Here is a 21,963-nt window from a genome sequence, read left to right on the forward strand (position 1 = left end):
ACGCTCATGCGCCCTCCTCCATGGCCCCCGCGAGGTGGCCGCGATGCCCTTCTTCACGTCGGCCTTCACAGAAGTCGGTGTCGGAGCAGACGAACATGCGCCCGCCCTTGTCGTCCAAGATCACCTCGTCGAGATAGACGCCCTCCGCACCGCAGAGCCCGCAGGGCTCGGAGAAATGCTGTACCTCGAAGGGATGATCCTCGAAATCGAGGCTTTCGACGCGGGTGAAGGGCGGGATCGCATAGATGCGCTTCTCGCGCCCGGCGCCGTAGAGCTGCAGGGCCGGTGAATTCGTCAGTTTGGGATTATCGAATTTCGGAATGGGCGACGGGTCCATGACGTAGCGATCCTCCACCTTCACCGGATAGGCATAGGTCGTGGCGATATGGCCGTGGCGGGCGATGTCCTCGTAGAGCTTGACGTGCATGAGGCCATATTCTTCCAGCGCATGCATGACGCGTGTTTCCGTCTCGCGGGGTTCGAGAAAGCGCAAAGGCTCCGGGATCGGCACCTGGAAGACGAGGATCTGCCCGGCTTCGAGCGGCGTTTCAGGAACGCGGTGGCGGGTCTGGATGATGGTCGCATCGGCCGTGTGCGTGGTGGTGGCGACGCCGGCGACCTTGGCGAAAAAGGCGCGGATGGAGACGGCGTTGGTGGTGTCGTCAGCACCCTGGTCGATGACTTTCAGGACATCGTCGGGGCCGAGGACCGAGGCCGTCACCTGCACGCCGCCCGTGCCCCAGCCATAGGGCATCGGCATTTCGCGGCTCGCAAACGGCACCTGATAGCCCGGGATCGCCACCGCCTTCAGGATGGCGCGGCGGATCATCCTTTTCGTCTGCTCGTCGAGATAGGCGAAGTTGTAGGGGGTGTCGGGGCCCTTTTGCCGCGTGGTCATCGCTGGACCTCCGACCATTCTACGCCTGCCGCTCGCTCCCTTCCTCTCCCCGCTGGGGAGAGGTGCCCGCGCAGCGGGCGGTGAGGGGTGGAGACTACAGCAACCGCAAGCACCGGACGTTTCCGCCACCCCTCATCCGGCGCCTTCGGCGCCACCTTCTCCCCACCGGGGAGAAGAACAGTGGCCCGCTGCAACGCTTGAGCACGTAACGTCGACTCTGCGGCAGCAACCGCGCCAGACAAGACTGTCGTGAGCGCTCTCATTCTGCCGCCTCCTGATCTTCCTGCCCGTCTTTGGCCGGGCTGCGACCGGCTTCAAACTCCGCTCGCAGCCGGCGGAGGAGCTCCAGTTCGGCCTGGAAGTCGACGTAATGCGGCAGCTTCAGATGTTCCACGAAGCCCGTCGCCTGCACGTTGTCGGCATGCGACAGCACGAATTCCTCGTCCTGGGCGGCCGCGGTCTGATCTTCGCCGAGTTCGCGCGCCCGAAGCGCCCGGTCGCAAAGCGCCATCGCCATCGCCTTGCGCTCCGCATGTCCGAAGACGAGGCCGTAGCCACGGGTAAATTGCGGCGGCGCTTCGGCACTGCCCTTGAACTGATTGACCATCTGGCACTCCGTCACCTTGATGCGCCCGAGAGGCACCGGAAAATCGAGACCCGGCACCTCGATCTCGACATCGACCTCACCCATGCGGATTTCGGCCGCGAAGGGATGCGAGCGGGCAAAGCCCCGCTGTGTCGAATAGCCGAGCGCCAGGAGAAAGCCCTCGTCGCCGCGGGCGAGCGCCTGCAGGCGGAGATCGCGGCCGGCCGGAAACGACAGGGGCTCGCGCGTGAGATCGGCAGGCTCGTCTTCGCCATCCGGATCGGGCTCGATCAGCCCGGCCTGACCGAGGAGGTCGGTGACGCGCGGCATCGTCTCCGTTCCCGCGTCCTCGGTGCTCGCCGCCTCCTCCACCGCGTCGTCCTCCTCGAGGGCGGGATCGAGAAGCCGATGCGTGTAGTCGAAGGTCGGTCCGAGAAGCTGCCCACCGGGAAGATCCTTGAAGGTCGCCGAGATGCGCCGCTCGACGAGCATCCCGCCCGTTTCGATGGGCCGAGAGGCGCCGAAGCGCGGCAAAGTCGTGCGATAGGCGCGGACAAGAAAGATCGCTTCGACGAGATCGCCCCGCGCCTGCTTGATCGCGAGCGCCGCGAGCCGGCGATCATAGAGCGAGCCCTCGCTCATCACCCGGTCCACGGCAAGCGACAGCTGCTCCAGGATCTGCGTGACGGTCAGCGACGGAACGTTCCGATCGCCACGCCGCTTCTCGGCGAGAAGGCGATGCGCATTGGCGATCGCCGCCTCGCCGCCTTTTACCGCGACATACATTAGGCCTCTCCCATGATCCGAGTGGAGCGCGGCAGCCCGAGGATCGCCGAGGGGGCGGCGAGCACGAGATCGACGCCGCGAGGAAAGAGCGTCCGGTTGGAGCGGAATTCTTCGACGAGCCTTTCCGGAAGACCCTCGACCTGCACGCCCGCCACGTCCTCGATGCCCGGACCGGAAAGCCAGAGATTGCGACCGCGGGAGAAGCCGGCGACCTGCACGATGAGCGTTGTCGAGCGATCGGGATATTGCTCGGTCCCAAGCCCGAACTCCGATAGCGCCGGCATTTTTTCGGGATCGGCGACCACGGCAAAGAGCGCCCGCGCCGGCACCACCACGATTGGCGCGCCGATGTGGAAGCCGACCCATCCACGCACCTCGCCGCTGGCGTTCAGCGCCTTGTCGAGAAAGACCGGCGTATCCGCATCGGCAAGGGCTGCGAGAACGGCGGCCGCCGCCGGCTTCAAGGGAGGCGGAGGCGCCACAAGCCGAGGCATGTCGACGACACGGCCAGGTCGCGACAGAGCATCGAGCAGCCGCCGAAACACCGCCTGCGAAGCGAAGACCGGGTCCTTGAAACCACCGCCAAGCGCGTCTGCCATCAGTTTTCTCCCCGCACCATGGTGAAGAAATTCACCCGAGTGGCCGCTGTTTTCACGCGCACCTGACGGTCCTCCTTGGCGGCTCGTGCCGCGACCGGAGCCACCACGCGATCTTCCACGAAGGCGCGTGTCGCCTCGCTTTGCCAAAGCGCGTCGAAGACGGCGACGAGATGCGCCCGCTCGCGGTCGCGCCCGAGAATATGGCCATAGCCCACCTCGCCGCTTGCAAGCCGAACCACCGTCCGCGTCACGGTCACCTCGCCGAGATTGAAGGGAGCGCCACCACCGCCGATGCGCCCGCGCGTCATGGCGAGACCGAATTCCGGAGACCTCAGCACCTCGAATTCCGGCGAAGGATCAAGCGCTCTCAAGGCCCCGTCGAGCTCATCGGCACGGGCGCGCACGAGGACGGACAGCACCTCCCGGCGCCGCTTGAGTGTTTCCGTCGCGAGGTCCGCGTCCTCGGAAGCGGCCGCGTTCCGGTCGCGAGTTGCGCCGGCGGTGTCTGCCATGTCGGAACCTCGAGCTTCAACTTGTCTATTGTTATATACAAGCATACAATAGGCAGACAAGCTTGACACAACGATGACGGTCCGACGCTCGGGGGACGAAAACGACGATGGAGAATGTGCATCGCGGAGCCGGCGTTTCGTTGTGGCGCCAGATCGCCGATCTGTTGCGCGGCGAGGTACTGTCGGGGCGCTGGCCGGCCGACACGGCCCTGCCCTCCGAAAGCGCCTTGTCGGAGCGTTTTGGCGTCAACCGCCACACGCTGCGCCGCGCGCTCGCGGCGCTTGCCGCGGAGGGGCTGGTGCGCTCCGATCAGGGCCGCGGCACCTTCGTCACCTCGGAGCGCCTCGCCTATCCGATCTCGCGGCGCACGCGCTTTTCCGAGATCGTCAGCCGTCAGGCGCGGGCGCCCGGCGGCCGCCTGATCGCAAGCCGTATCGAGCCCGCGCCCGTCTGGCTCGCCGACCATCTGAAGCTCGCGCAGGGCACGCCGCTCATCACGCTCGAAACCCTGAGCGTCGCCGACGGAGTACCGATCTCAACGGCAAGGAGCTGGTTTTCCGCCGAACGGTTTCCCAATCTCGTGGCGGTCTATGCCGAAACGGGATCGATCACCCGGGCACTCGCCCATCACGGGGTCGAAGATTATGTCCGCCGCTGGACCAAGGTGCGTGCGCGACCTGCAGAGCCCGCCGAAAACGAGAAACTCGCTCTGCCGCGCGGGGCGACCGTCCTCGTGACGGAATCGCTCAATGTCGAACCCGACGGCACGCCCCTGCATCTGTCGCTGACGAGTTTTGCGGCGGAGCGCATGGAAATCGTCATCGAAGAGGACGGCAACGACAAAGGGCGCCTCTGACGGCGCCCTTTCCGTGTTCGCGCCCGAGGTTGGGCGGCTACTTCAGATCCATGCAATTGGCATAATAGGTGACGGTCGCCGGCCAGTCGGAGAACATGCCGATAACGCCGACATCCTTGGCGAGCACGTCGATCACCTCGTATTCGTCGCCCGGATGCGAGATCGCATCCTTGACCGACTGATAGTAGTAGCCGCCACCATCGGTGAGCGTGCCGGAGCGCTCGAGCGACCAGGTGATGATCTGGAGACCCGCCTCCTTCGCAGCCTTCGCATAGGCCGACGGCACGATCTCTCCCGCCTCGTCGAGGGTGAGGAGCATATGGCTCGGCGGCGCGATGATCTTCACGCCCTCGTCGGCAAGCTCCTGCATCGACGGCTCGAACGTCTCCGGATTGTTGGCATCAAAGCCTTCGAGCGTCTCGTCACGATCATCGAGGAAGACACCCTGCTTGCCGAACTCCGGATCGTTCTTGATCCAGTAGAGAATGTCGCGGAGCTGGAAGGATTGCGGATAGACGTCGCTCGGATCGATGCCCGCCTCCTTGTATTCGTCGATCATCTGCTCGGCGTAGTCATCCTGTGTGTATTCACCCTCGAACGGCATCTCCACGCTCGGCTCCTTGAGCTCGGGCGTGAACTTGACCCCGAGATCCTTGAAGAGCGCGATCGATTCCTTGTGAGACATCAACTCGCCGTTCGTGGCGTAGAGGTCGGTGCGCCAGGACGGCGTCGCATCCATGAATTCGGCAACGCTCGTCGCATCCGGATTGCCCGCATCCATTTTGCCCTTGAGCGACTTGAACTCCGCAAGCGTCAGATCGGACGTGCAGCACTTCACCTCAGCCTTCTTGTCGCCGGAGGCCGGGCTGAACGGGGTCGTGCATTTCGCAGCGAGATCGTCGTGGGCGAGAATATCGGTCGTCGTCGCGAGATCGCATTGCGAATGCCGGCAGACGAGCTCGCGATCCTTGGTGAAGGCGACGTCGCATTCGATGATGCCGGCCCCCATCGCGGCGGCCGCCTGATAGGACTGGCGGGTGTGTTCGGGAAACTGCATCGGCGCGCCGCGATGGCCGATGGAAAAAGTCGTGCGATAGAACGGCCCAGTCTCGCAGGCCTTCAGCGCATCCTTGAGCTCGCCCTCGTCTATGTCGTTGACGAGATAGAAAGGCCGCGGGCCGAGCTGCGCCTGCGGACGCGCATCCTGCGGGTGGGAATCCTGGGCGAGCGCATCGGCTGCAAAGCCGCAGACCACACCCAAAAGGGCGCCGGCCGCAAAGGCCGAACGAACGAGAACGTGCTTCATGGGCTAATCTTCCTCGATGGCAAAACGCGATGGCAAAGCGGACCGCACAGGGCCGAAACCTCGCATATACGCGGGGCGCAAACACGAAATGTCGCGCGGATGACGGGAAGATGAAGCATCGCAGGAAGAAGGGTCCCGGTGTCAGCGGGTAAGATAATCGCTGAAAGTCAGGACGAAGAGCGCGGTGAGCCACAGCCCGGAAGCGCCCGCGGCAAGGCGCAACAGCGCCCCGGATCGCGCCAGATGCATAAAGACCACTGAGGAAAGGCCAGCCATCACGACGGCGACCGCAAGATTGACGACCACCTTCCAGATGCCGATCGGCCAATAGGCGACCCACCAGGAGGCGAGGAAGAGCACCATCAGCGCCGCCCAGACGAACAACTCCGGAAAGAGAAGCTGCCGCAGGTCAGGCTCACGCCGATCGTTCCGCCCCACCATCATGATCGCCCCACGAGATAGAGAAGTGGGTAGAGAAAGATCCAGATCGTATCGACGAAGTGCCAGTAGAGGCCCACGACCTCGATTGTGCTGGTCTTGTCGGGCACGACGCGCCCGCGATGGACGAGGATCGCGACGACCGCCCAGGCCCCGAGCCCGATCGCCATATGGAGGGCATGGATGCCGGTCATCGCCCAGTAGAAGGAGACGAAGATCACGGCGTGTTCCGACAGGTCGAAAAGCGGATCGCCGGGCACGAAATGGCTCTCGATGTCGTGGTGATATTCGTAGCCCTTGAGCGCCAGGAAGAGGAGGCCGAGCGCAATCGTCGCCGCAATCAGCCTGACGACGAGGCGCGAACGCCCGAATTCCGCGGCCTTCACGGCAAGTGCGGCCGTCAGGCTCGAAATCAGGAGAATTGCCGTATTGGCACTGCCGATGAGGACGAGCGTCTCGCGTCCGGCCTCCTCGAACGCGGCCGGATAGGCCATGCGATAAAGCGTATAGCCGAGAAAGATCGCGCCGAAGAACAAGACCTCGGTGCCGAGGAAGATCCACATGCCGAACTCGGCCGCCTGCCGCTGCTGGCCACGGTCGTCGAACTGTTCGGCAACGATGCCAGCGAAGGGGCTGATCTCACGCATCCTTCGGTGTCCCCTCCGGGTGGTAATTGTAGGGATCCTCGCGGACGACCGGCGTGGAAAAGAAATTGTGCTGGGGCGGCGGAGAAGCCGTCGTCCATTCGAGCCCAGTCGCCTCCCAGGGATTGGCCGAGGCAACGCGCCCAAAGAAAAGCGACCAGCCGAGATAGAAGAGCGGCATCAGATAGGCGACGGCCAGAAGCACCGCGCCGAGCGTCGAGGCGACGTGGAACATCTGAAACTCCGGCGCATAGGCATGGTAGCGCCGCGGCATCCCGAGATAGCCGAGTATGTATTGCGGGAAAAAGGTGGTGTTGAAGCCGACGAACATCATGATCGCCGCCGCCTGCGCCCAGCGTTCCGGATAAAGCCGGCCGGTGATCTTCGGCCACCAGAAGTGCAGCCCCCCGAAGAAGGCCGAGACCATGCCGCCGACCATGATGTAGTGGAAGTGCGCCACGACGAAGTAGGTGTCGTGCACATGGAGATCGATCGGCACGGAGGCGAGAAAGAGCCCCGTCAGACCGCCCATGGTGAAGAGGCCGACGAAGCCGAGCGCATAGAGCATCGGCGCCTCGAAGGTGATGCGGCCCCGAAACAGCGTCGCCGTCCAGTTGAACACTTTGATCGCCGAGGGCACCGCCACCATGAAGGAGAGGAACGAGAAGACGAGGTTCGCATAGGACGACTGGCCCGAGACGAACATGTGGTGGCCCCAGACGAAGAAACCGATGACGGCGATCGCGAGGATCGCGAGGACCATCGCCGTGTAGCCGAAGACGCGGCGCCGCGCGAAGCAGGTGATGATCTCCGAGACGACGCCCATGCCCGGCAGGATCATGATGTAGACGGCCGGATGCGAGTAGAACCAGAAAAGATGCTGGAAGAGCAGCGGATCGCCGCCCCGCGTGGGATCGAAGATGGCAAGCCCGAACCAGCGTTCCCCCACGATCAGGAGGAGTGCCATGGCGAGCACCGGCGTCGCCAGGAGCATGATGAGGCTCGTCGCGTAATTCGCCCAAATGAAGAGCGGCAGACGGAACCAGGTGAGCCCAGGGCAGCGCATCGTATGCGTGGTGACGATGAAATTGAGCCCGGTCGCGATCGAGGAAAAGCCGGTCAGGAAGACGCCGAGGGCGGCGATCGAGACATAGGAATTGGAATAGAAGCTCGAGAACGGCGTGTAGAAGGTCCAGCCGGTATCGACACCGCCGAGGATGATCGCCGAGAGCGCCAGAAGACCGCCGCCGATGTTGAGGTACCAGGAGAAGAGATTGAGGCGCGGAAAGGCGAGATCACGCGCGCCGAGCATCAACGGTACGAGGAAATTGCCGAGCGTCGTCGGGATCACCGGCACGAGGAAGAACCAGATCATGGTAATCCCGTGCAGGGTAAAGAGCTTGTTGTAGGTGTCGTCGGCGACGAGATCGCCGGCCGGCGTCAGAAGCTCCAGGCGGATGAGCGTCGCCGCCGCCCCCCCGATGAAGAAGAACACGGTCGTCGAGATCGCATAGAGAATGGCGATCCGCTTGTGATCGATGGTGAAAAGCCACGAGGAAAGCGTCGACCCGGATTCGTTGAGATAGGAGCGCCCGAGCGCCTCATCCGTCGTTTCGGCCGTCTCCACGGCGCCGCTGTCTGCGGTCGTGTCAGTCATCACGGGCCTCTTGCTGTGGCTTCTTCTTCAGATAGGCGAGAAGCGCCAGAAGGTTCGCCTCCGAGACCCGTCCGGCAAAGCTCGGCATGATCGGCTTGAAACCGGCGACGACATCGCGCTTCGGCTGCAGGATGGAATCGCGCAAGTAAGCGTCATCCGCCTCCACGATCCGCCCGTCGGCAAGTGCCACCGGAGAGCCATAGACGTTCTCCAGTGGCGGGGCGCGGACATTGGCGCTGTTGCCGTGACACCCCGAACATCCGAGCGTCGTGAACAGCCGTTCGCCCTGGGCCGCGAGAGAATTGTCGGCCTCCTGGTGGGAAAGCCAGTCGGCGTAATCCTCTTCTTCCATGACGATGACTTTGCCGGTCATCTTGGAATGCTGCGTGCCGCAATATTCCGCGCATAAGAGCCCGTACGTGCCAGGCCTGTCGGCGACAAAGGCCATGGCTTCCGTATGGCCCGGCACCACATCCCGCTTGATGCGCAGGGCCGGCACGTAGAAGGAATGGATCACGTCCTGGGAGTTCATCGACAGGCGGATCGCCCGGTCCGCCGGCACATGCATCTCGTTGATCTCACGCTCGCCGCCGGCGTGCTCGATCTTCCACATCCACTGCTTGCCGACCACATTGATCTGCAGCGGCTCCCCCGCCGGCGTCATGGCGCCAAAACCCTGCGCCGCCGCCCAGCCAAAGATCGTCACGAAGAGAAGCAGGGTGGCGAGCGTCCAGCCGGTTTCGAACTCCCGCTGCAGCAGCGATGGCAATTCCGAGCGGTCGGCGGTGGAATTCTTCCGATAACGGATCGAAAGCCCGATAATCAGGCCAGCGACGAGAAGGATGATGAAGGCGGAGAGCGCGGTCGCCGAGAAAAACAGGAGATCGGTTTGACGCGCCCGTTCCGACGCCGCCGCGATAAAGCTGGAGAGACCATTCATGCGGCACTCTCCCGGCCCTTGCCGCGCCGCTCACGCCACAGAAGCGTCAGGACGAGCGTGGCGATCGCGGCCACGCTCAAGGCGGCAGAGATCGCGAGGATGCGGGCAATCAGAGGCGAATAGGTGCCGGTCGCAGGATTCCAGCCATAGCAGAGCAGAAACAACCGGTCGCCGAGCGATCCGACACTGCCGTCGCCGGCATCCGTTAAAGCAAGACGGAAATCGAGAGGTTCCGAGGCGAAGGGATCGACATAGCGACGGATCTCTCCGGTTTTGTCGAGCAGGACGGCAGCGGTCGGATGGGCGAACTGATCGCGCTCCTTGTCGTAGGAAATCCGGACACCCGCCGTATCGAGGAGATGCGCGATCTCACTCTTGTCGCCGCGCAGAACGCGCACCGCCTGCCAGCGCTCCGTCTTCGGGATGTGCTCCTCGGCAAAGGTTTTCGCCTCCGCCTGCCCGTCCTTTGGATCGAGACCGATGATGGAAAGATCGAAATCGTCACCAGGCTTCAGCGTCAGCCCCGACAGCCGCGACAGGAGCGCGTCGGCCGAGACGCCGCAGGAGGTCTCGCAGGTGAAATCGACGAAGAGGATGAGATCGGGCTTGTCGCCGGAAGCCGGCAGCGGCGCGGGCTCACCCTGAAGGTCGACGAGATGATCGGCCTTGAGCGGCGCGCCGATCCGCTTGGTGACGCCGACCGTGTCGATCTCGGATTTCGCGAGCCCCGCAAGAGCGACGCCTGGCATAGCGGCGAGACACAGGGAAAGAACGAGAACGAACGATCTCATCGCGTCTCCTCCGATTGTGGCCGCAGGAGTGGCGCGTAGGGGTCGACCCGCTCGACGACGGTCTTCATCGCCTCCTCGATCGGCACCGCCGCGGCGTCATTGAGGCGCCTTCCTTCGCGCGCCCGATAGGCCTGCAGATCGGCGACAGGATCGACCTGAAGAGCCGGCCCCGCCGGCCGCATCGGCCGCGGCAGGGTCTGTTCGATCGGTTGCCCGACGAAATTGAAGAGGAACGCCACGAGGCCGAGCGTAAAGACCATGAGACCGAGAAGAGCCGCGCCCGCCAGAAACACTTTCGTCCCCGGGACCTCGGCCGCTTCGTGGGCGCGCCAGCTTTGTTCAGGCATGACGCTCCTCCCCTTCGTGACGTGTGCCGAGGAGCAACACGACGATGGCGAGCCAGGCGCCGCCGAGAACAATGGTCAGCAAAAGCGCGAGCCAGGAGGCCACCGCCGGCAGTCCGGCAAGCCATGTGAGATGCAGATAGAGGCCGATGAGGCAGAAGAGGCCGGCAAGCCCCGTCCAGCGCGGGCTCTTCCGCACCGCAGAGAAGAGAAGCATCGAAAAGGGCAGGACCGAGCCGATGATGAAGGTGACGGCGACAAGCGTGGTGCCGGAGGGCGTAAGCCGTGCCACATACCATCCGACCTTCTCCGGTAGATTGCCGGACCACATGACCAGATACTGGATGAAGGCGAGATAGGTGACGCCGAGAATGGCCGCGATGAGGAGACCAGCAAAATCGCCGTTCCGAACCTCCTGACCGAAGACCGCACGCAGGACAGCGAGAAGCGCGAGCGCCGATCCTATCTGCGAGACGCTGAGGAGCGCCGGATAGGCGGTGGAGAACCATTTCGGGTCGAGCGACATCAGCCAGTCGATGCTGCCGAAACTGATGCTGAGGCCGTAAAGGAGGATGCCGACCGCTGACACAACCGGCCCGAGCGGGACGAGCGCCGCAAGGAGCGCAAGCACCGACCAGATCGCCAGAATGACGATGCTGCGCAGGAGGAAGGCGGGAACATTGAGATAGAGTTCTGCCACCGCACCATGCCGCACGGCCTCCGCATGACCGGCCCAGACATAGATATCGGGCAGCGCCAGCGCGATCGGCACGAAGGCGACGGCAAGGAGCGGCATCGTAAGCGCCATTGCTGCCAGGAAGGGCCGCGCGACAAATCCCCAATCACCGCCCGTCAGGCCGTGCGCGAGAAGAAGGACGAGACTTCCGGCCGGAAAACCGAGCAGGAACAGCCAGGCGATCAGCCAGGCACCTGAAAGCCCCGGCGGCATCAGGAAAACGGCGGCGACAACAAGCGCCACCAACACGATCGCCGCGAGGAGAAGACGCGGCATCCGCCGACGCTGCGGGCGCAGAGCGAGTGAGGGGGCTGTCATTGCCCGCCTCCTTTCTGCATCTGCGAGACCTGCAAGGCACGCAGATAAAGCGCAATCGCCCAGCGATCTTGGGGCGGGACGCGGTCGCCATAGGAATACATGACGCCATAGCCATGGGTAATGACGTCGAAGATGTGCTGCGCCGACGTCGCCCGGAGCCGGCTGGAATGAAATGATGGCGGCTGCGGGAAACCGCGCTCGACGATCATGCCGTCGCCATAACCGGCATAGCCGTGGCACGGCGCGCAGAAAATCTCGAAGCGCTCGCGCCCGCGCTGAACGAGCGCCAGCGTCGGCTTCGGCGGCGCCAGGGCCTGTTGCGGATCGACCGGATCGGAGCGCGCCACGACGCCCTCCGGCAGCGGCCTGGCGGCGCTGTGACCCGCAAAGGCCTCGGCAAAGGCATAAGTCTTCAGCTTCGGCTGCTTCGCCATTTCCTGCTCCTGACAGCCGGCGAGCAGGAGAAGAGCGGGAAAGAGGACGCGCCACCTCATGCCGGCACCTCGTCGATGACGATGGGTGAAAGCCCCTTGAGGAGATCGCGCGCGGTATCGGCGTCGCCATCCACCGTCACGCGCAGAAAGAAGAGATCATGCGAGGCACGATGGAAATTCGGCGCTGCAAAGAGCGGCTGATGAAGCTTTGTCAGCCCGGAGCGCAGGATGAAGGCCACGAAGCCGGCAACGACCGCGAACAGAACTGTGAGCTCGAAAGTCACAAGCATGAAGGCCGGCCAGGAGAACAACGGCCGTCCGCCGGAATTGATCGGGTAAGCGACCATGGCGCTCCACGCCTGCAGGCCGAAGCCGCAGGCAGCGCCGATCACGCCGGCGACGGCCATGACGAGGCGGATGCGCGTCGGGCGATGGCCGAGCACTTCGGCCACCCCCTCGATCGCAAAGGGCGAATAGGCTTCGAGATCGGAGAAGCCCGCCTCCCGCGCCTCCTTGATCGCGTCCATCAGCTCGCCGGGCTCGGCGAAACCGGCAAGCAGATGATGCCCGCTCATGCGCGCCTCCTCTGCCAGTCGAACTGCTTCACCTCATGCAGCGAGATGAAAGGAACGAGCCGCACGAAGATGAGGAAGAGAAGCGTGAAGAAGCCGAGCGTGCCGAACCACAAAGTCCAGTCCCAGATGGTCGGCGTGTAGATCTGCCAGCTCGACGGCAGATGCCCGTGCGAGGGCGTCGTCGTGGTGATCAGGATGCGTTCAAGCCACATCCCGAGATTGATGGCGAGCGCCACCGCCAGGATGAGCTTCGGCGTGCGCCGCACCGCGGGCACCCAGAGGGCGAGCGGGATGACGCAATTGCAGGCGAGCATCAGCCAGTAATAGGGCGCGTAGGCGCCGAAGAACTTGAAGAGGATGAGATCGCGCTCCGCCTCCGAGCCCGCATACCAGGCCATGAACCATTCCGTGGCGTAGGAGATGGACATGATGAGCGACAGGAAGAGGAGCATCTTGCCCATCACGTTGAGATGGCTTCGGGTGACGAGCCCCTGCAGGTTGAAGGCCCAGCGGATCGGGATTGCGAGCGTCACCACCATGGCAAAGCCTGAATAGGCCGCACCAAAGACGAAATAAGGCGGGAAGATCGTCTCCGCCCAGCCGGGTGCGAGACCGGCCGCGAAGTCGAGCCCGACGACGGAATGGACGGAGAAGACGAGCGGCACGGCCATCGCCGCCGCCGTCTTGTAAAAGCTCTCGAGCCGCAGCCAGTCGGAGGCGGAGCCCGTCCAGCCAAAGGACATGAAGCCGTAGAGCGCCCGCCGGAGCCCCGGAGCCGCCCTGTCGCGCGCGGTCGCGAGATCGGGAATGAGGCCCGTGTACCAGAAGAGCAGCGAAAAAATCAGGTAGCTCGCAATGGCGAAGAAGTCCCAGACGAGCGGGCTGCGCCATTGCGGCCAGACGCCCATCGTATTGGGATAGGGCATGAGCCAGTAGAAGAACCACGGCCGTCCGAGATGCAGGATCGGGTAGAGCCCGGCAATGGCGGCGGCGAACAAGGTCATCGCCTCGGCGAACCGGTTGACGGAGGCACGCCATCGCTGCCGCGTCAAAAGCAGCATCGAGGAGATGAGCGTGCCGGCATTGCCGATGCCGATCCACCAGACGTAATTGGCGATCGCGAAGCCCCAGATGTTCGACTGGTTGAGGCCCCACACCCCGATCCCGTTGGCGAAGAGCCAGAGGATCGACACGACCATCATCACCGTCAGCGCCAGACTGACGAGGAGCGAGATCCACCAGATGCGCCCGACCCGTGTCATCAACAGCGGGTTCATGACCTCGCTGGTGATCGCCTCATAGCTCATCGGCTCCGGCAGGTATTGGGCCGGGCCATGCAAGGGCTTTGGCCGCACTTCGGCCGTCTCCGGCGTCGTCGAGGCGCTGGCACTCATGCGCCCTCTCCCGGCCCGGATCCGGCGCTTGCCGCCTCGGCACGGATGCGCGCCAGATAAGAGGTGCGCGGCCTCGTCCCGAGCTCGCCGAGAAGGTCGTATTCATGCCGGGCGCCCTTCAGCTGCGAGACGAGACTGTCCTTGCGATTGATGTCGCCGAAGACGATCGCCTGCGTCGGGCAGGCATTCTGGCAGGCGGTGCGCACCTCCCCTTCCTGGAGCTCCCGCCCCTCTCGGTCGGCGCGCTGCTGCGCCCGGCTGATGCGCTGCACGCAATAAGTGCACTTCTCCATGACGCCGCGGCTTCTGACCGACACATCCGGATTGGCGGCCGCGTGATAGAGCGGGTCGTCGAGATTCTCGTAGGCCTGCTCGTCGCCATAGCCATAGAAGTTGAAACGACGAACCTTGTAGGGGCAGTTGGCCTGGCAGAAGCGGGTGCCGATGCAGCGATTGTAGACCTGGACATTGAGGCCTTCGCGATCGTGAACCGAGGCCTCGACCGGGCAGACCGGTTCGCAAGGCGCCTTCTCGCAATGCATGCATGGCACAGGCTGGAAGAGCACCTCCGCCGCGTCCGGATCTCCGCGGAAATAGCGGTCGATCCGGATCCAGTGCATCTCGCGGCCGCGCTCCACCTCCTCCGGCCCGACGACGGGGATGTTGTTCTCCGACTGACAGGCGGTCACGCAGGCGCTGCAGCCGATGCACACTGACTGGTCGATCACCATGCCCCAGGCTGCATCGGGATAGTCCCAATCGGGATAGAGCGAGGGCGGCGCCTCCTCGTCTTTCTCCTCCGTGCCATGCAGGAAATCGGCGAAGCTGAGATCGCGGATGATCTCGCGCCCCTCCATGTCGGAATGCTCCTGTGTGCGGATGAGACGACCCGTATCACTCGTCGCGCGAAGCTCAGCCCCGCTCGCATGCCACAACGCATCGAGGCGGCGCAGCGGATTGACGTCGACGCCGACCGCGGAACCGATGACCCCGGCCTCCGGCCGCCCGTAGCCGAGCGCGAGCCCGATCACCCCGTCCGCCTGGCCGACGGCCACCATCGCCGGCAGCATCAGCCGGCTCTCGCCGAGGCTGATGTCCAGAAGGTTCCCGTCTTCGAGCCCGAGATTGCGCGCATCGCGCGGCGAGACGAGCGCCGCATTGCCCCAGACGAGCTTGGTCACAGGATCCGGCAGTTCCTGCAGCCAGGCATTGTTGGCAACATCGCCGTCCCAGAGTTTCGCGTCGGGGCGGAAGACGAGTTCATAGCCATCGTCCTCCACCGCCGGTGCAACAGGTTTGGGCACAGCCGCCGCGCTCGGGCGCACGCTCTGCGGCGCCGAGCCTTCCACGAAGCCAGCACGCAGGCTCTTTCGCCACCAGGTCTCGAAATCGCCGGCACCGTTCGCGCGCCGCCAGTGTGCGCGCAGCACCTCGCGATCATCCGCATCGAGTTCGCCGAAGAAGGCGCCGAGCACGGAAAAGAGCGAGCGGCCACGAAACAGCGGCGTGATCAGCGGCTGGAGCAAGGTGACGGTGCCGTCGGCTGCGCGCGCATCGCTCCAGGCTTCGAGGTCGTGCAGCGCCGGCAGATGCCAGGTCGTGCGCGCCGCCGTCTCGTTGCGGTAAAGCCCGTGATGCACCGAGAACGGCACCTTGCCGAGGAGGTCGGCGAGATCGAAATCCCCCGGCGCGCTGTAGACGGGATTGGTGCCGGAGATCAGGAGGGTTTCGACGTTGCCCGCATCAATCTCTTCGACAAGCTCACGCAAGCCCAGGTGAGACGGCGCCTCATTGTCGACAGGCAGAAACTCGACCGTCTCGCCAAGGCCACCGAGCTGTGCGTTGAGCCAATGGGCGAGCGCATGCACCTCCGCCGGCTGTGCAGCCCCGGCGACGACGAGCGCCTGGCCGCGATGGGCCGAAAGCTCCCGCACCAGGCGCTCGACGAAGACCCGGGCATTTTCATCGACCCTGCCCTCCGGCAGGTTGTCCGCGCCAAACCGGGCGGCGATCATCTGCGCAAGCTCTTCGACCCGCCCGCGTCGCACGGCAAGCCGGTGATCCGCATTGGAGCCAGTGAGGCTCAGAACCGGCTCGATGACATGAAGCCGAAGGAAGCCTTCCGGCTTATCACCCCAGACCCGCCGCGCCGCGCCGAAGCGCGCCGCATTGAGCGTCTGTTCGGGCCCGGCACCAAGAAAATCCGCGTCGAGTGACAGGACGCACCGGGCGCGATCGAAGCGATAGACGGGTTTCAAGCGCCGCCCGAAGGCGAGCTCGGTCCCGGCCAGGACATTCTCCTCGCCGAGCGGTTCCCATTGATGCCAGCGCGCCTCCGGGAAGCGATCGAGCAGCGTCGAGATCTGGTCGAAAAAGGTCGGCGAGGTACTGGGGCCGGTCAGGATCCTGAGCCCCTCTCCCCGCTTGGCGCGATGGCCCTCGATGCGCGGCAGGAATTCGGCGGCAAATCCGTCCCACGAGGCGGTGTCGGCTCCCTTGCGCACCGCCTTCGAGCGATCCGGATCGTAAAGCGACAGGATCGCGGCCTGAGTAAAGGCGTCGCTGCCGGACGCGGCCGGGTGATCGACATTGGGCTCGAGCTTGGTCGGCTTTCCGTCAAATGTCTGGCCGATCACTGGCTGGGCGATGCCGGCAAGCGTCACGGCGGTCGCAAAGGCCAGTGGCTCGCCCGGCACCAGCCGCTCCGGCATGTTCACATAGGGAACGATCGCCTCCGGCTGACGGCCGCAGGCACCGGCCGAAACGGCCGCGCTCGCCGCCATCAGCTTCAGGGCGGTGCGCCGATCGACCGGGCCCATACGAATGCCATCCGGAAATTCTTTCGTGGTCTCCGCCGCCCGGTCTCCGGCCCTCTGCTCTTTAGCCACCCCCGCTGGCGAGGAGCGATCGCGCGCGGAGAGCGAACGCCACAAGCGCTCAGGCCCGCCGCCACTCCCGCAGCTGCCGCCGCAACATCCAGGATCTTGAGGCGGTTTCAGCGATGACATGTGGAGCAATCTGTCAGTTTTGCAGGATCGATGCCGTAGCGCTTCAGCCGTTCATGGCCGTGGATCTTACCGTCGGCGGAGTTCCAATTGGTGGCGAAGACATCTTCGGGGGCGCGCAGGTTCTTCGCCGGATCGCGGTGGCAGTCGAGACACCATTGCATGGTCATCGGCTCGGCCTTCTGCATGAGCGGCATCTTGTCGACAGAGCCGTGGCACGTGGTGCAGCCGACGCCGTTTTCGACATGAACGGAATGGTTGAAATAGACGTAGTCCGGCAGGTTGGTGACGCGGTTCCAGGCAATCGGCTCATCCTTGGCGAGGCTCTCGCGGATGGGGCGGAGCATCTCGGCATTGGTCCAGAGCTGCGAATGGCAGGTCATGCAGGTGTGCGTCGGCGGCACGCCGGCGAAGGCCGCCTCTTCCACCCCCGTATGGCAGTAGCGGCAATCCAGACCGAGACCGCCGACATGATGCTGGTGGCTGAACGGAACCGGCTGTTCGGGGGTGAGGCCGATGTCGTTGGTATAACGCGAGCGTGCCATCACCCCTGCAAAGACAAGAGCGGCGACAGGCACGAAAACGACAGCGACAAGCGCGACCTTGACGATGGCGTTGCTGCGACGGCGGAAAATCTGGGCCATGGATCAGCTCAGACTGACCCGGGCTGCAGAGACAATGCAACCGCAGGCGCTGAAGAAAGTCGTGGAAGGTCCCCCAGACTGCATAAAGCGCAGCCCCCTTTTATTTGACCACGTCGCGCGGTCCGGCCCCGCATTGCGCGGTGATCCGTCCCGCCGTCACCTCTGGGGACGCCGAGAAGTGGATTTCTTCGATGCGGACATGCCCCGTCACGAAGATCACCCGGAACGGAGGCCAGTTCCCGCGTCGAACCTTTTTTCTCGCGACGTGTTGAAGGTGCGGGACCAATCACGACAACGAGGAAAGAAAGTTGGCCAGAACCGAGAAGACTGTCGTCATCACGGGCGCCTCGGCCGGTGTCGGCCGCGCCGTGACGCGGCGTTTCGCACGAGATGCCGCGCGGCTCGGGCTCATCGCGCGCGACCGCCGACGTCTGGAAGAGACAGCGGAAGAGGTCCGCGCCCTCGGCGGCGAGGCGATCATCTTTCCAATCGACGTTGCGGATGCGGAGAAGGTCGACATCGCCGCGGAAGAGGTCGAGCAGCGCTTCGGTCCGATCGACATCTGGATCAACGTGGCGATGGTGACGGTTCTGGCACCGGTCGCAAGGACGACACCCGAAGAATTCCGCCGGGTGACCGAAGTCACCTATCTCGGCTGCGTGCACGGAACGCTCGCCGCCTTAAAGCGCATGCAGCCACGCAATTACGGCACCATCGTCCAGACGGGCTCTGCCCTCGCCTATCGCTCGATTCCGTTGCAGGCGCCTTATTGCGCCGCCAAGCACGCAATCGTCGGCTTCACGGATTCGCTGCGCTGCGAGCTCATCCACGACAATTCCGCGATCAAGCTCACGGTCGTGCATCTGCCCGGTTTGAACACGCCGCAATTCGACTGGGCGCGCAACAAGATGCCGCGTCGGGCGCAGCCGCTACCGCCGATTTTCCAGCCCGAAGTCGCCGCCGACGGCATCTATTTCGCTGCCCATCATCCGCGTCGCGAACTCTGGGTCGGCCGCTCCGCCTATCAGGCGATCCTGGGCCAGAAGGTGGCGCCCGGCCTTCTCGACAAGATGATGGCTGGAAAGGCCTATGACGGGCAGATGGCCGCCGAGGCAGAGATCGAGCGACCGGACAATCTCTTCGAGCCCGTCGCCGGCTCCTATGCCGCGCATGGCCGCTTCGACGTCAAAGCCCAGAACACGGCACCGGCCCTCTGGGCAACGGAGCACCGCGAGGCGATCGGCAAGGGGGCGGGCATCGCCGCCGCGGGAGCACTCGGCTGGTTCATCGGCCGAATGCTGTCGTCGAGGCGGTGACAAGTGGTGCGTCGCGCAGATGGTTCAAATGGTGCATGGCGAGCTTTAAGACGGCACGAAATGAAATTCTAAGCGTTTGCTATTAGGAAAAGCGCCGGAAGAAAAGGCTTCTGAGGGAGGGCGCATGCAGGCCACCGTTCTGGTTGCCGGCGGCAACGGCTACATCGGCAGCCATGTCGTGGTCGAGCTGGCACGGGCGGGCTATCGGCCCGTCATCGTCGACAATCTCGCCAATTCGCATCCCGAGGCTGCGCGCCGGGTCGGCCAGATCGCCGGGGCAGAGATCCCGCTCCTCGTCGGTGACATTCGCGACGCCGCCTTTCTCGACCGGGTTTTCATTGAGAACGCGATCGACGTCGTCATCCATCTCGCGGGCCTCAAGGCCGTGGGCGAGTCCGTCGAGAAGCCGCTCGCCTACTACGATGTGAATGTCGGGGGTGCCGTCTCGCTGTTTGAGGCGATGGCCCGCCACGCGGCGACACGGCTCGTCTTTTCGTCCTCGGCCACCGTCTATGGGGAACCGCAAACCGTGCCGATCGACGAGAGCTTTCCGGTGGGTGGGGTCACCAACCCCTATGGTCGAACCAAGATGATGATCGAGGAGATCATCACCGATACGGTCGCCGCCGACATGGCCTGGCAGGCGATCAGCCTGCGTTATTTCAATCCCGTCGGCGCCCATGAGAGCGCACTCATCGGCGAAGATCCGATGGGCATTCCGAACAATCTCTTTCCCTATATCGCCCAGGTCGCGGTTGGGCGGCGGGACCATCTGCGCGTCTTCGGCGGCGATTATCCGACCCACGACGGTACCGGTGTGCGCGATTACATCCATGTCGTCGATCTCGCCCGGGCTCATGTGAAGGCGACGGAAGCGCTTCTTTCCGGCGGGGTGGCGTCCGGCACGCACCGGCCGATCAATCTCGGCACCGGCCGGGGCTACAGCGTCCTCGACACCGTGAAGGCCTGGCGGCGAGCCACCAACCGGTCGATCCCTTACGAGATCGTGGAGCGCCGCGCCGGCGACATCGCCACCTGCTACGCCGACCCGAAGCTCGCAGCCGAACTTCTCGGCTGGCAGGCCGATCTCGACCTCGACGCCATGTGCCGCGATCACTGGCGGTGGCAGAGCGAGAACCCGAACGGCTACACCGGAGATTGAGCCCGAGCCTCAGAGAGCCTCAGTCGAGCCGGACCGGGTTTGACCACGCAAGACGCCCGGCCGCATCGGCAACGATGAGGCGGAACCAATCACCTTCGAAACGCTCGCTCGACAGGCGTACGCGCGTCAGGTCCCGCCCCCATTGGTTCTCCGATTTCGCGCCACGACCGACAAGGGCGACATTGACCGCCGGCGAGCATTCCACCAGCACCTCGCCATCGGCGATGGAAAACCCTTCGATCACTGGACCCTGGCTGGAATAGAAAAGGCCGGCCTTGAGCGCCTCCAAGAGCGCTTCGGGCGTGTTCTCCGCAGCCTTCACCATCACCCAGGCTGCGAGCCCTTCCTCATATTTGAAATGCGTATCGTCGGACGCAAAGGCGGAGAGCGCATAGCCTTCGTTCAGGAGCTCATCGAGAAGATAGGTCCCGTCGGCACGCGCGGTTTCGAGATCGCAGGTGTAATTGTAGATCTCGACGGAATGGGCATGCGCCGCCATCGCACGGCCGTCTTCGATCGTGAGACCGGACCATTGCGGATGGGCGATCCCGACGAAGGCGCCCGCCTCACGCGCCCGCTTCGCGAGCGCGAGCCCGTCCTCGGCCTTGCCGGTCGCCTCGAAATCTTCAGGCAGCCCGGCGGCCAGAATATGCCACAGCTCGCCATGGCTGGTCGCATCGGCATGAAGTTCGGCACCGAGAAGCGTCGTGAAGCCCGTGCTGCGAAACGGCCGCGTATCCGTGACCGGAAAATCGAAGCGGCTGAGAAAATGATCCGACAGGCAGAGAAAATCGTAGCCGGCGTCGCGGTAATGGGCGCAGACCGCCTCAGGCGACAGCCCCCCGTCCGAGCGGTCGGAATGTGTGTGAAGATTGCCGCGCCAGAAACGGCCCGGCGCCTGAAATGCCCGCATACCCATGGAGAAGCCCCTCACTCAACCGAGGAGAAGCGATATGACGCCTCCATGGCAAGGCAATGACAGAAGGAAGGATGAGCGCGCGTGCGATCGAAACTGGTTTCGACGAACGTCCTTCAGGCGGCTTCGCTCGTCAAATTCCAGCCGAGCTGGCTCGAAATCTGCCGGGCAGCCGCCATGTTGCGCTGGATGATGGCGGCGAACGCGGCACCGCGCGCATCCATGCCGGCGACCGAAACGCCGAGCCCGCCAAGCACATTGCCGCTCGCATCCCGGATCGGCGCGGCTGTGCACACCGTCGCCGGGCGAAATTCGCGGTCGTCGACGGCATAGCCCTGCACGGCAACGGCAGCGATCTCCCGGCGCAATCTCGCCTCGTCCGTGATGGTATTGTCCGTGTAGGAACGGATTTCCACTCGCGCCAGAAGCGCATCGAGAGCAGCCGGTGACAGTCCCGCGAGGAGAACCTTGCCGAGCGCGGTGCAATGGGCGGGACGATGGCTCAGAGTATGAGACGGAAGGCGGCCCTGGGGCTCGGCCTTTTCCAGATAGCAGATCTGGCCGTCGACGAGCGTCGCGATTTGGACGGTCTGGCCGATGGTGGCGCACAAATCCCGCATGATGGGACGCGCGAGGCTCGTGAGCTCGCCGCGCGATTGCGCACCGGGCTGCAGACGCGCGAGGCTCGGACCGATGCTCCAGGTGCGCGTCTTCGGCCGCCAAAGCGCATAGCCGCCATCCGCCAAACTGCGCAAAATGCGCAAAACAGTACTTTTATGCAGGCCGACGCTGCGACTGACTTCCGTCAGGGAAAGCGGTTCCTCGGCCGCGGCCAGAACTTCCAGGATGCCGAGCGAACGATGCAGCACCTGGATGGAAGATCCAGACGAAGCGCGCGCATTTCCTGCACTTTCGTCGCCATTTGGTTGATCCACCGTGACACCGCTCATCTTCTTAATCCCGACACGTGCCGCAGGAAATCGGCACCTCATAGGCCAATCATCGCGCCGTCCATGCAGTCTCGCACGACCGACTGCACCCACATTCGCCTCTGCAAAGGCAGCCACAAAGCCAAGCCACCAGCAAAGGCGAGGAGGAATGAGCC

The 21,963-nt window shown here is 64.2% G+C and carries 22 protein-coding genes; 3 read left to right on the forward strand and 19 right to left on the reverse strand.

Annotation, left to right across the window (positions count from 1 at the left end):
- Positions 1 to 4 precede the first annotated feature (4 nt).
- The 4 genes from L0F51_RS08895 to phnG form a co-directional block, all read right to left on the reverse strand.
- The gene (locus L0F51_RS08895; protein WP_234628833.1) at positions 5 to 898 is read right to left on the reverse strand and encodes an alpha-D-ribose 1-methylphosphonate 5-phosphate C-P-lyase PhnJ; all 894 of its coding nucleotides are present in this window, start codon (positions 896 to 898) and stop codon (positions 5 to 7) included.
- A gap of 259 nt (positions 899 to 1,157) precedes the next feature.
- On the reverse strand, positions 1,158 to 2,270 hold the full coding sequence (locus tag L0F51_RS08900) for a carbon-phosphorus lyase complex subunit PhnI (RefSeq protein WP_234628834.1): 1,113 nt from the start codon (positions 2,268 to 2,270) through the stop codon (positions 1,158 to 1,160).
- A complete protein-coding gene (gene phnH, locus L0F51_RS08905; protein WP_234628835.1) occupies positions 2,270 to 2,869 on the reverse strand; it encodes a phosphonate C-P lyase system protein PhnH in 600 nt (199 codons plus the stop codon). Before phnH ends, L0F51_RS08900 begins: the two co-directional genes overlap by 1 nt.
- Positions 2,869 to 3,381, reverse strand: coding sequence for a phosphonate C-P lyase system protein PhnG (gene phnG, locus L0F51_RS08910; protein WP_234628836.1), 513 nt, complete (start codon positions 3,379 to 3,381; stop codon positions 2,869 to 2,871). Before phnG ends, phnH begins: the two co-directional genes overlap by 1 nt.
- Positions 3,382 to 3,488: 107 nt before the next feature.
- On the opposite strand from phnG, the gene phnF reads away from it, so the two are divergent.
- Positions 3,489 to 4,238 (forward strand): phosphonate metabolism transcriptional regulator PhnF, encoded by a 750-nt coding sequence (gene phnF, locus L0F51_RS08915; protein WP_234628837.1) that lies wholly within the window; start codon positions 3,489 to 3,491, stop codon positions 4,236 to 4,238.
- 37 nt (positions 4,239 to 4,275) lie between these two features.
- Here phnF and L0F51_RS08920 read toward each other — a convergent pair whose 3' ends face one another.
- From L0F51_RS08920 to L0F51_RS08980, 13 genes are all read right to left on the reverse strand, one after another.
- Positions 4,276 to 5,544, reverse strand: a complete 1,269-nt coding sequence (locus L0F51_RS08920) for a glycerophosphodiester phosphodiesterase family protein (protein ID WP_234628838.1) — start codon at positions 5,542 to 5,544, stop codon at positions 4,276 to 4,278.
- Positions 5,545 to 5,685: 141 nt separating this feature from the next.
- Positions 5,686 to 5,988 carry a cytochrome C oxidase subunit IV family protein gene (locus tag L0F51_RS08925; protein ID WP_234628839.1) on the reverse strand — a complete coding sequence of 101 codons (303 nt, stop codon included), beginning with the start codon at positions 5,986 to 5,988 and terminating at the stop codon, positions 5,686 to 5,688.
- Complete coding sequence (locus L0F51_RS08930; protein ID WP_234628840.1) at positions 5,985 to 6,629, reverse strand: cytochrome c oxidase subunit 3; 645 nt, start codon at positions 6,627 to 6,629, stop codon at positions 5,985 to 5,987. The genes L0F51_RS08925 and L0F51_RS08930 overlap by 4 nt, the downstream gene beginning before the upstream one ends.
- Positions 6,622 to 8,283, reverse strand: coding sequence for a cytochrome c oxidase subunit I (gene ctaD / locus L0F51_RS08935; protein WP_234628841.1), 1,662 nt, complete (start codon positions 8,281 to 8,283; stop codon positions 6,622 to 6,624). The genes L0F51_RS08930 and ctaD overlap by 8 nt, the downstream gene beginning before the upstream one ends.
- Positions 8,276 to 9,223: a cytochrome c oxidase subunit II gene (coxB, locus tag L0F51_RS08940; RefSeq protein ID WP_234628842.1), complete on the reverse strand. Its 948-nt coding sequence runs from the start codon at positions 9,221 to 9,223 to the stop codon at positions 8,276 to 8,278. The genes ctaD and coxB overlap by 8 nt, the downstream gene beginning before the upstream one ends.
- Positions 9,220 to 10,014, reverse strand: a complete 795-nt coding sequence (locus tag L0F51_RS08945; protein WP_234628843.1) for a hypothetical protein — start codon at positions 10,012 to 10,014, stop codon at positions 9,220 to 9,222. The genes coxB and L0F51_RS08945 overlap by 4 nt, the downstream gene beginning before the upstream one ends.
- Positions 10,011 to 10,361, reverse strand: coding sequence for a hypothetical protein (locus L0F51_RS08950; RefSeq protein ID WP_234628844.1), 351 nt, complete (start codon positions 10,359 to 10,361; stop codon positions 10,011 to 10,013). The genes L0F51_RS08945 and L0F51_RS08950 overlap by 4 nt, the downstream gene beginning before the upstream one ends.
- Entirely contained in the window at positions 10,354 to 11,412 is a 1,059-nt protein-coding gene (locus tag L0F51_RS08955; protein WP_234628845.1) for a hypothetical protein, read from the reverse strand. Before L0F51_RS08955 ends, L0F51_RS08950 begins: the two co-directional genes overlap by 8 nt.
- Positions 11,409 to 11,906 carry a cytochrome c gene (locus L0F51_RS08960; RefSeq protein WP_234628846.1) on the reverse strand — a complete coding sequence of 166 codons (498 nt, stop codon included), beginning with the start codon at positions 11,904 to 11,906 and terminating at the stop codon, positions 11,409 to 11,411. Before L0F51_RS08960 ends, L0F51_RS08955 begins: the two co-directional genes overlap by 4 nt.
- A complete protein-coding gene (locus L0F51_RS08965; protein WP_234628847.1) occupies positions 11,903 to 12,421 on the reverse strand; it encodes a DUF3341 domain-containing protein in 519 nt (172 codons plus the stop codon). Before L0F51_RS08965 ends, L0F51_RS08960 begins: the two co-directional genes overlap by 4 nt.
- Positions 12,418 to 13,815 (reverse strand): NrfD/PsrC family molybdoenzyme membrane anchor subunit, encoded by a 1,398-nt coding sequence (nrfD, locus tag L0F51_RS08970; RefSeq protein ID WP_370642340.1) that lies wholly within the window; start codon positions 13,813 to 13,815, stop codon positions 12,418 to 12,420. The genes L0F51_RS08965 and nrfD overlap by 4 nt, the downstream gene beginning before the upstream one ends.
- Positions 13,812 to 16,634, reverse strand: a complete 2,823-nt coding sequence (locus L0F51_RS08975) for a 4Fe-4S dicluster domain-containing protein (protein ID WP_234628848.1) — start codon at positions 16,632 to 16,634, stop codon at positions 13,812 to 13,814. Before L0F51_RS08975 ends, nrfD begins: the two co-directional genes overlap by 4 nt.
- 176 nt (positions 16,635 to 16,810) lie before the next feature.
- On the reverse strand, positions 16,811 to 17,464 hold the full coding sequence (locus L0F51_RS08980; protein ID WP_234628849.1) for a cytochrome c3 family protein: 654 nt from the start codon (positions 17,462 to 17,464) through the stop codon (positions 16,811 to 16,813).
- A 308-nt stretch (positions 17,465 to 17,772) separates the two neighbouring features.
- Between L0F51_RS08980 and L0F51_RS08985 the strand changes: the two genes are divergently transcribed.
- Together L0F51_RS08985 and galE are read left to right on the forward strand one after the other, a co-directional pair.
- The gene (locus L0F51_RS08985; protein WP_234628850.1) at positions 17,773 to 18,780 is read left to right on the forward strand and encodes an SDR family oxidoreductase; all 1,008 of its coding nucleotides are present in this window, start codon (positions 17,773 to 17,775) and stop codon (positions 18,778 to 18,780) included.
- 124 nt (positions 18,781 to 18,904) lie between these two features.
- Complete coding sequence (galE, locus tag L0F51_RS08990) at positions 18,905 to 19,942, forward strand: UDP-glucose 4-epimerase GalE (protein WP_234628851.1); 1,038 nt, start codon at positions 18,905 to 18,907, stop codon at positions 19,940 to 19,942.
- A gap of 19 nt (positions 19,943 to 19,961) precedes the next feature.
- Here the strand turns inward: galE and L0F51_RS08995 are convergent, their stop codons facing one another.
- Together L0F51_RS08995 and L0F51_RS09000 are read right to left on the reverse strand one after the other, a co-directional pair.
- Positions 19,962 to 20,861, reverse strand: coding sequence for a CehA/McbA family metallohydrolase (locus L0F51_RS08995; protein ID WP_234628852.1), 900 nt, complete (start codon positions 20,859 to 20,861; stop codon positions 19,962 to 19,964).
- 113 nt (positions 20,862 to 20,974) lie between these two features.
- Positions 20,975 to 21,808: an IclR family transcriptional regulator gene (locus L0F51_RS09000; protein ID WP_234628853.1), complete on the reverse strand. Its 834-nt coding sequence runs from the start codon at positions 21,806 to 21,808 to the stop codon at positions 20,975 to 20,977.
- Positions 21,809 to 21,963 lie beyond the last annotated feature (155 nt).

Source organism: Afifella sp. H1R (assembly GCF_021462425.1).
In the GTDB taxonomy this organism is placed as follows: Bacteria; Pseudomonadota; Alphaproteobacteria; order Rhizobiales; family Afifellaceae; genus Afifella; species Afifella aestuarii.

What these genes read in the sequence shown, in the direction of transcription:
- phnH (WP_234628835.1), bottom strand. Translation starts at nt 2,869, where the DNA reads ATGGCAGACGCGCTTGGCGGTGGTTTCAAGGACCCGGTCTTCGCTTCG.
- L0F51_RS08960 (WP_234628846.1), bottom strand. Translation starts at nt 11,906, where the DNA reads ATGAGGTGGCGCGTCCTCTTTCCCGCTCTTCTCCTGCTCGCCGGCTGT.
- nrfD (WP_370642340.1), bottom strand. Translation starts at nt 13,815, where the DNA reads ATGAGTGCCAGCGCCTCGACGACGCCGGAGACGGCCGAAGTGCGGCCA.
- L0F51_RS08895 (WP_234628833.1), bottom strand. Translation starts at nt 898, where the DNA reads ATGACCACGCGGCAAAAGGGCCCCGACACCCCCTACAACTTCGCCTAT.
- L0F51_RS08930 (WP_234628840.1), bottom strand. Translation starts at nt 6,629, where the DNA reads ATGCGTGAGATCAGCCCCTTCGCTGGCATCGTTGCCGAACAGTTCGAC.
- L0F51_RS08950 (WP_234628844.1), bottom strand. Translation starts at nt 10,361, where the DNA reads ATGCCTGAACAAAGCTGGCGCGCCCACGAAGCGGCCGAGGTCCCGGGG.
- phnG (WP_234628836.1), bottom strand. Translation starts at nt 3,381, where the DNA reads ATGGCAGACACCGCCGGCGCAACTCGCGACCGGAACGCGGCCGCTTCC.
- L0F51_RS08900 (WP_234628834.1), bottom strand. Translation starts at nt 2,270, where the DNA reads ATGTATGTCGCGGTAAAAGGCGGCGAGGCGGCGATCGCCAATGCGCAT.
- L0F51_RS08995 (WP_234628852.1), bottom strand. Translation starts at nt 20,861, where the DNA reads ATGGGTATGCGGGCATTTCAGGCGCCGGGCCGTTTCTGGCGCGGCAAT.
- L0F51_RS08975 (WP_234628848.1), bottom strand. Translation starts at nt 16,634, where the DNA reads ATGGGCCCGGTCGATCGGCGCACCGCCCTGAAGCTGATGGCGGCGAGC.
- galE (WP_234628851.1), top strand. Translation starts at nt 18,905, where the DNA reads ATGCAGGCCACCGTTCTGGTTGCCGGCGGCAACGGCTACATCGGCAGC.
- L0F51_RS09000 (WP_234628853.1), bottom strand. Translation starts at nt 21,808, where the DNA reads ATGAGCGGTGTCACGGTGGATCAACCAAATGGCGACGAAAGTGCAGGA.
- L0F51_RS08980 (WP_234628849.1), bottom strand. Translation starts at nt 17,464, where the DNA reads ATGGCCCAGATTTTCCGCCGTCGCAGCAACGCCATCGTCAAGGTCGCG.
- ctaD (WP_234628841.1), bottom strand. Translation starts at nt 8,283, where the DNA reads ATGACTGACACGACCGCAGACAGCGGCGCCGTGGAGACGGCCGAAACG.
- L0F51_RS08965 (WP_234628847.1), bottom strand. Translation starts at nt 12,421, where the DNA reads ATGAGCGGGCATCATCTGCTTGCCGGTTTCGCCGAGCCCGGCGAGCTG.
- L0F51_RS08925 (WP_234628839.1), bottom strand. Translation starts at nt 5,988, where the DNA reads ATGATGGTGGGGCGGAACGATCGGCGTGAGCCTGACCTGCGGCAGCTT.
- phnF (WP_234628837.1), top strand. Translation starts at nt 3,489, where the DNA reads ATGGAGAATGTGCATCGCGGAGCCGGCGTTTCGTTGTGGCGCCAGATC.
- L0F51_RS08945 (WP_234628843.1), bottom strand. Translation starts at nt 10,014, where the DNA reads ATGAGATCGTTCGTTCTCGTTCTTTCCCTGTGTCTCGCCGCTATGCCA.
- coxB (WP_234628842.1), bottom strand. Translation starts at nt 9,223, where the DNA reads ATGAATGGTCTCTCCAGCTTTATCGCGGCGGCGTCGGAACGGGCGCGT.
- L0F51_RS08920 (WP_234628838.1), bottom strand. Translation starts at nt 5,544, where the DNA reads ATGAAGCACGTTCTCGTTCGTTCGGCCTTTGCGGCCGGCGCCCTTTTG.
- L0F51_RS08955 (WP_234628845.1), bottom strand. Translation starts at nt 11,412, where the DNA reads ATGACAGCCCCCTCACTCGCTCTGCGCCCGCAGCGTCGGCGGATGCCG.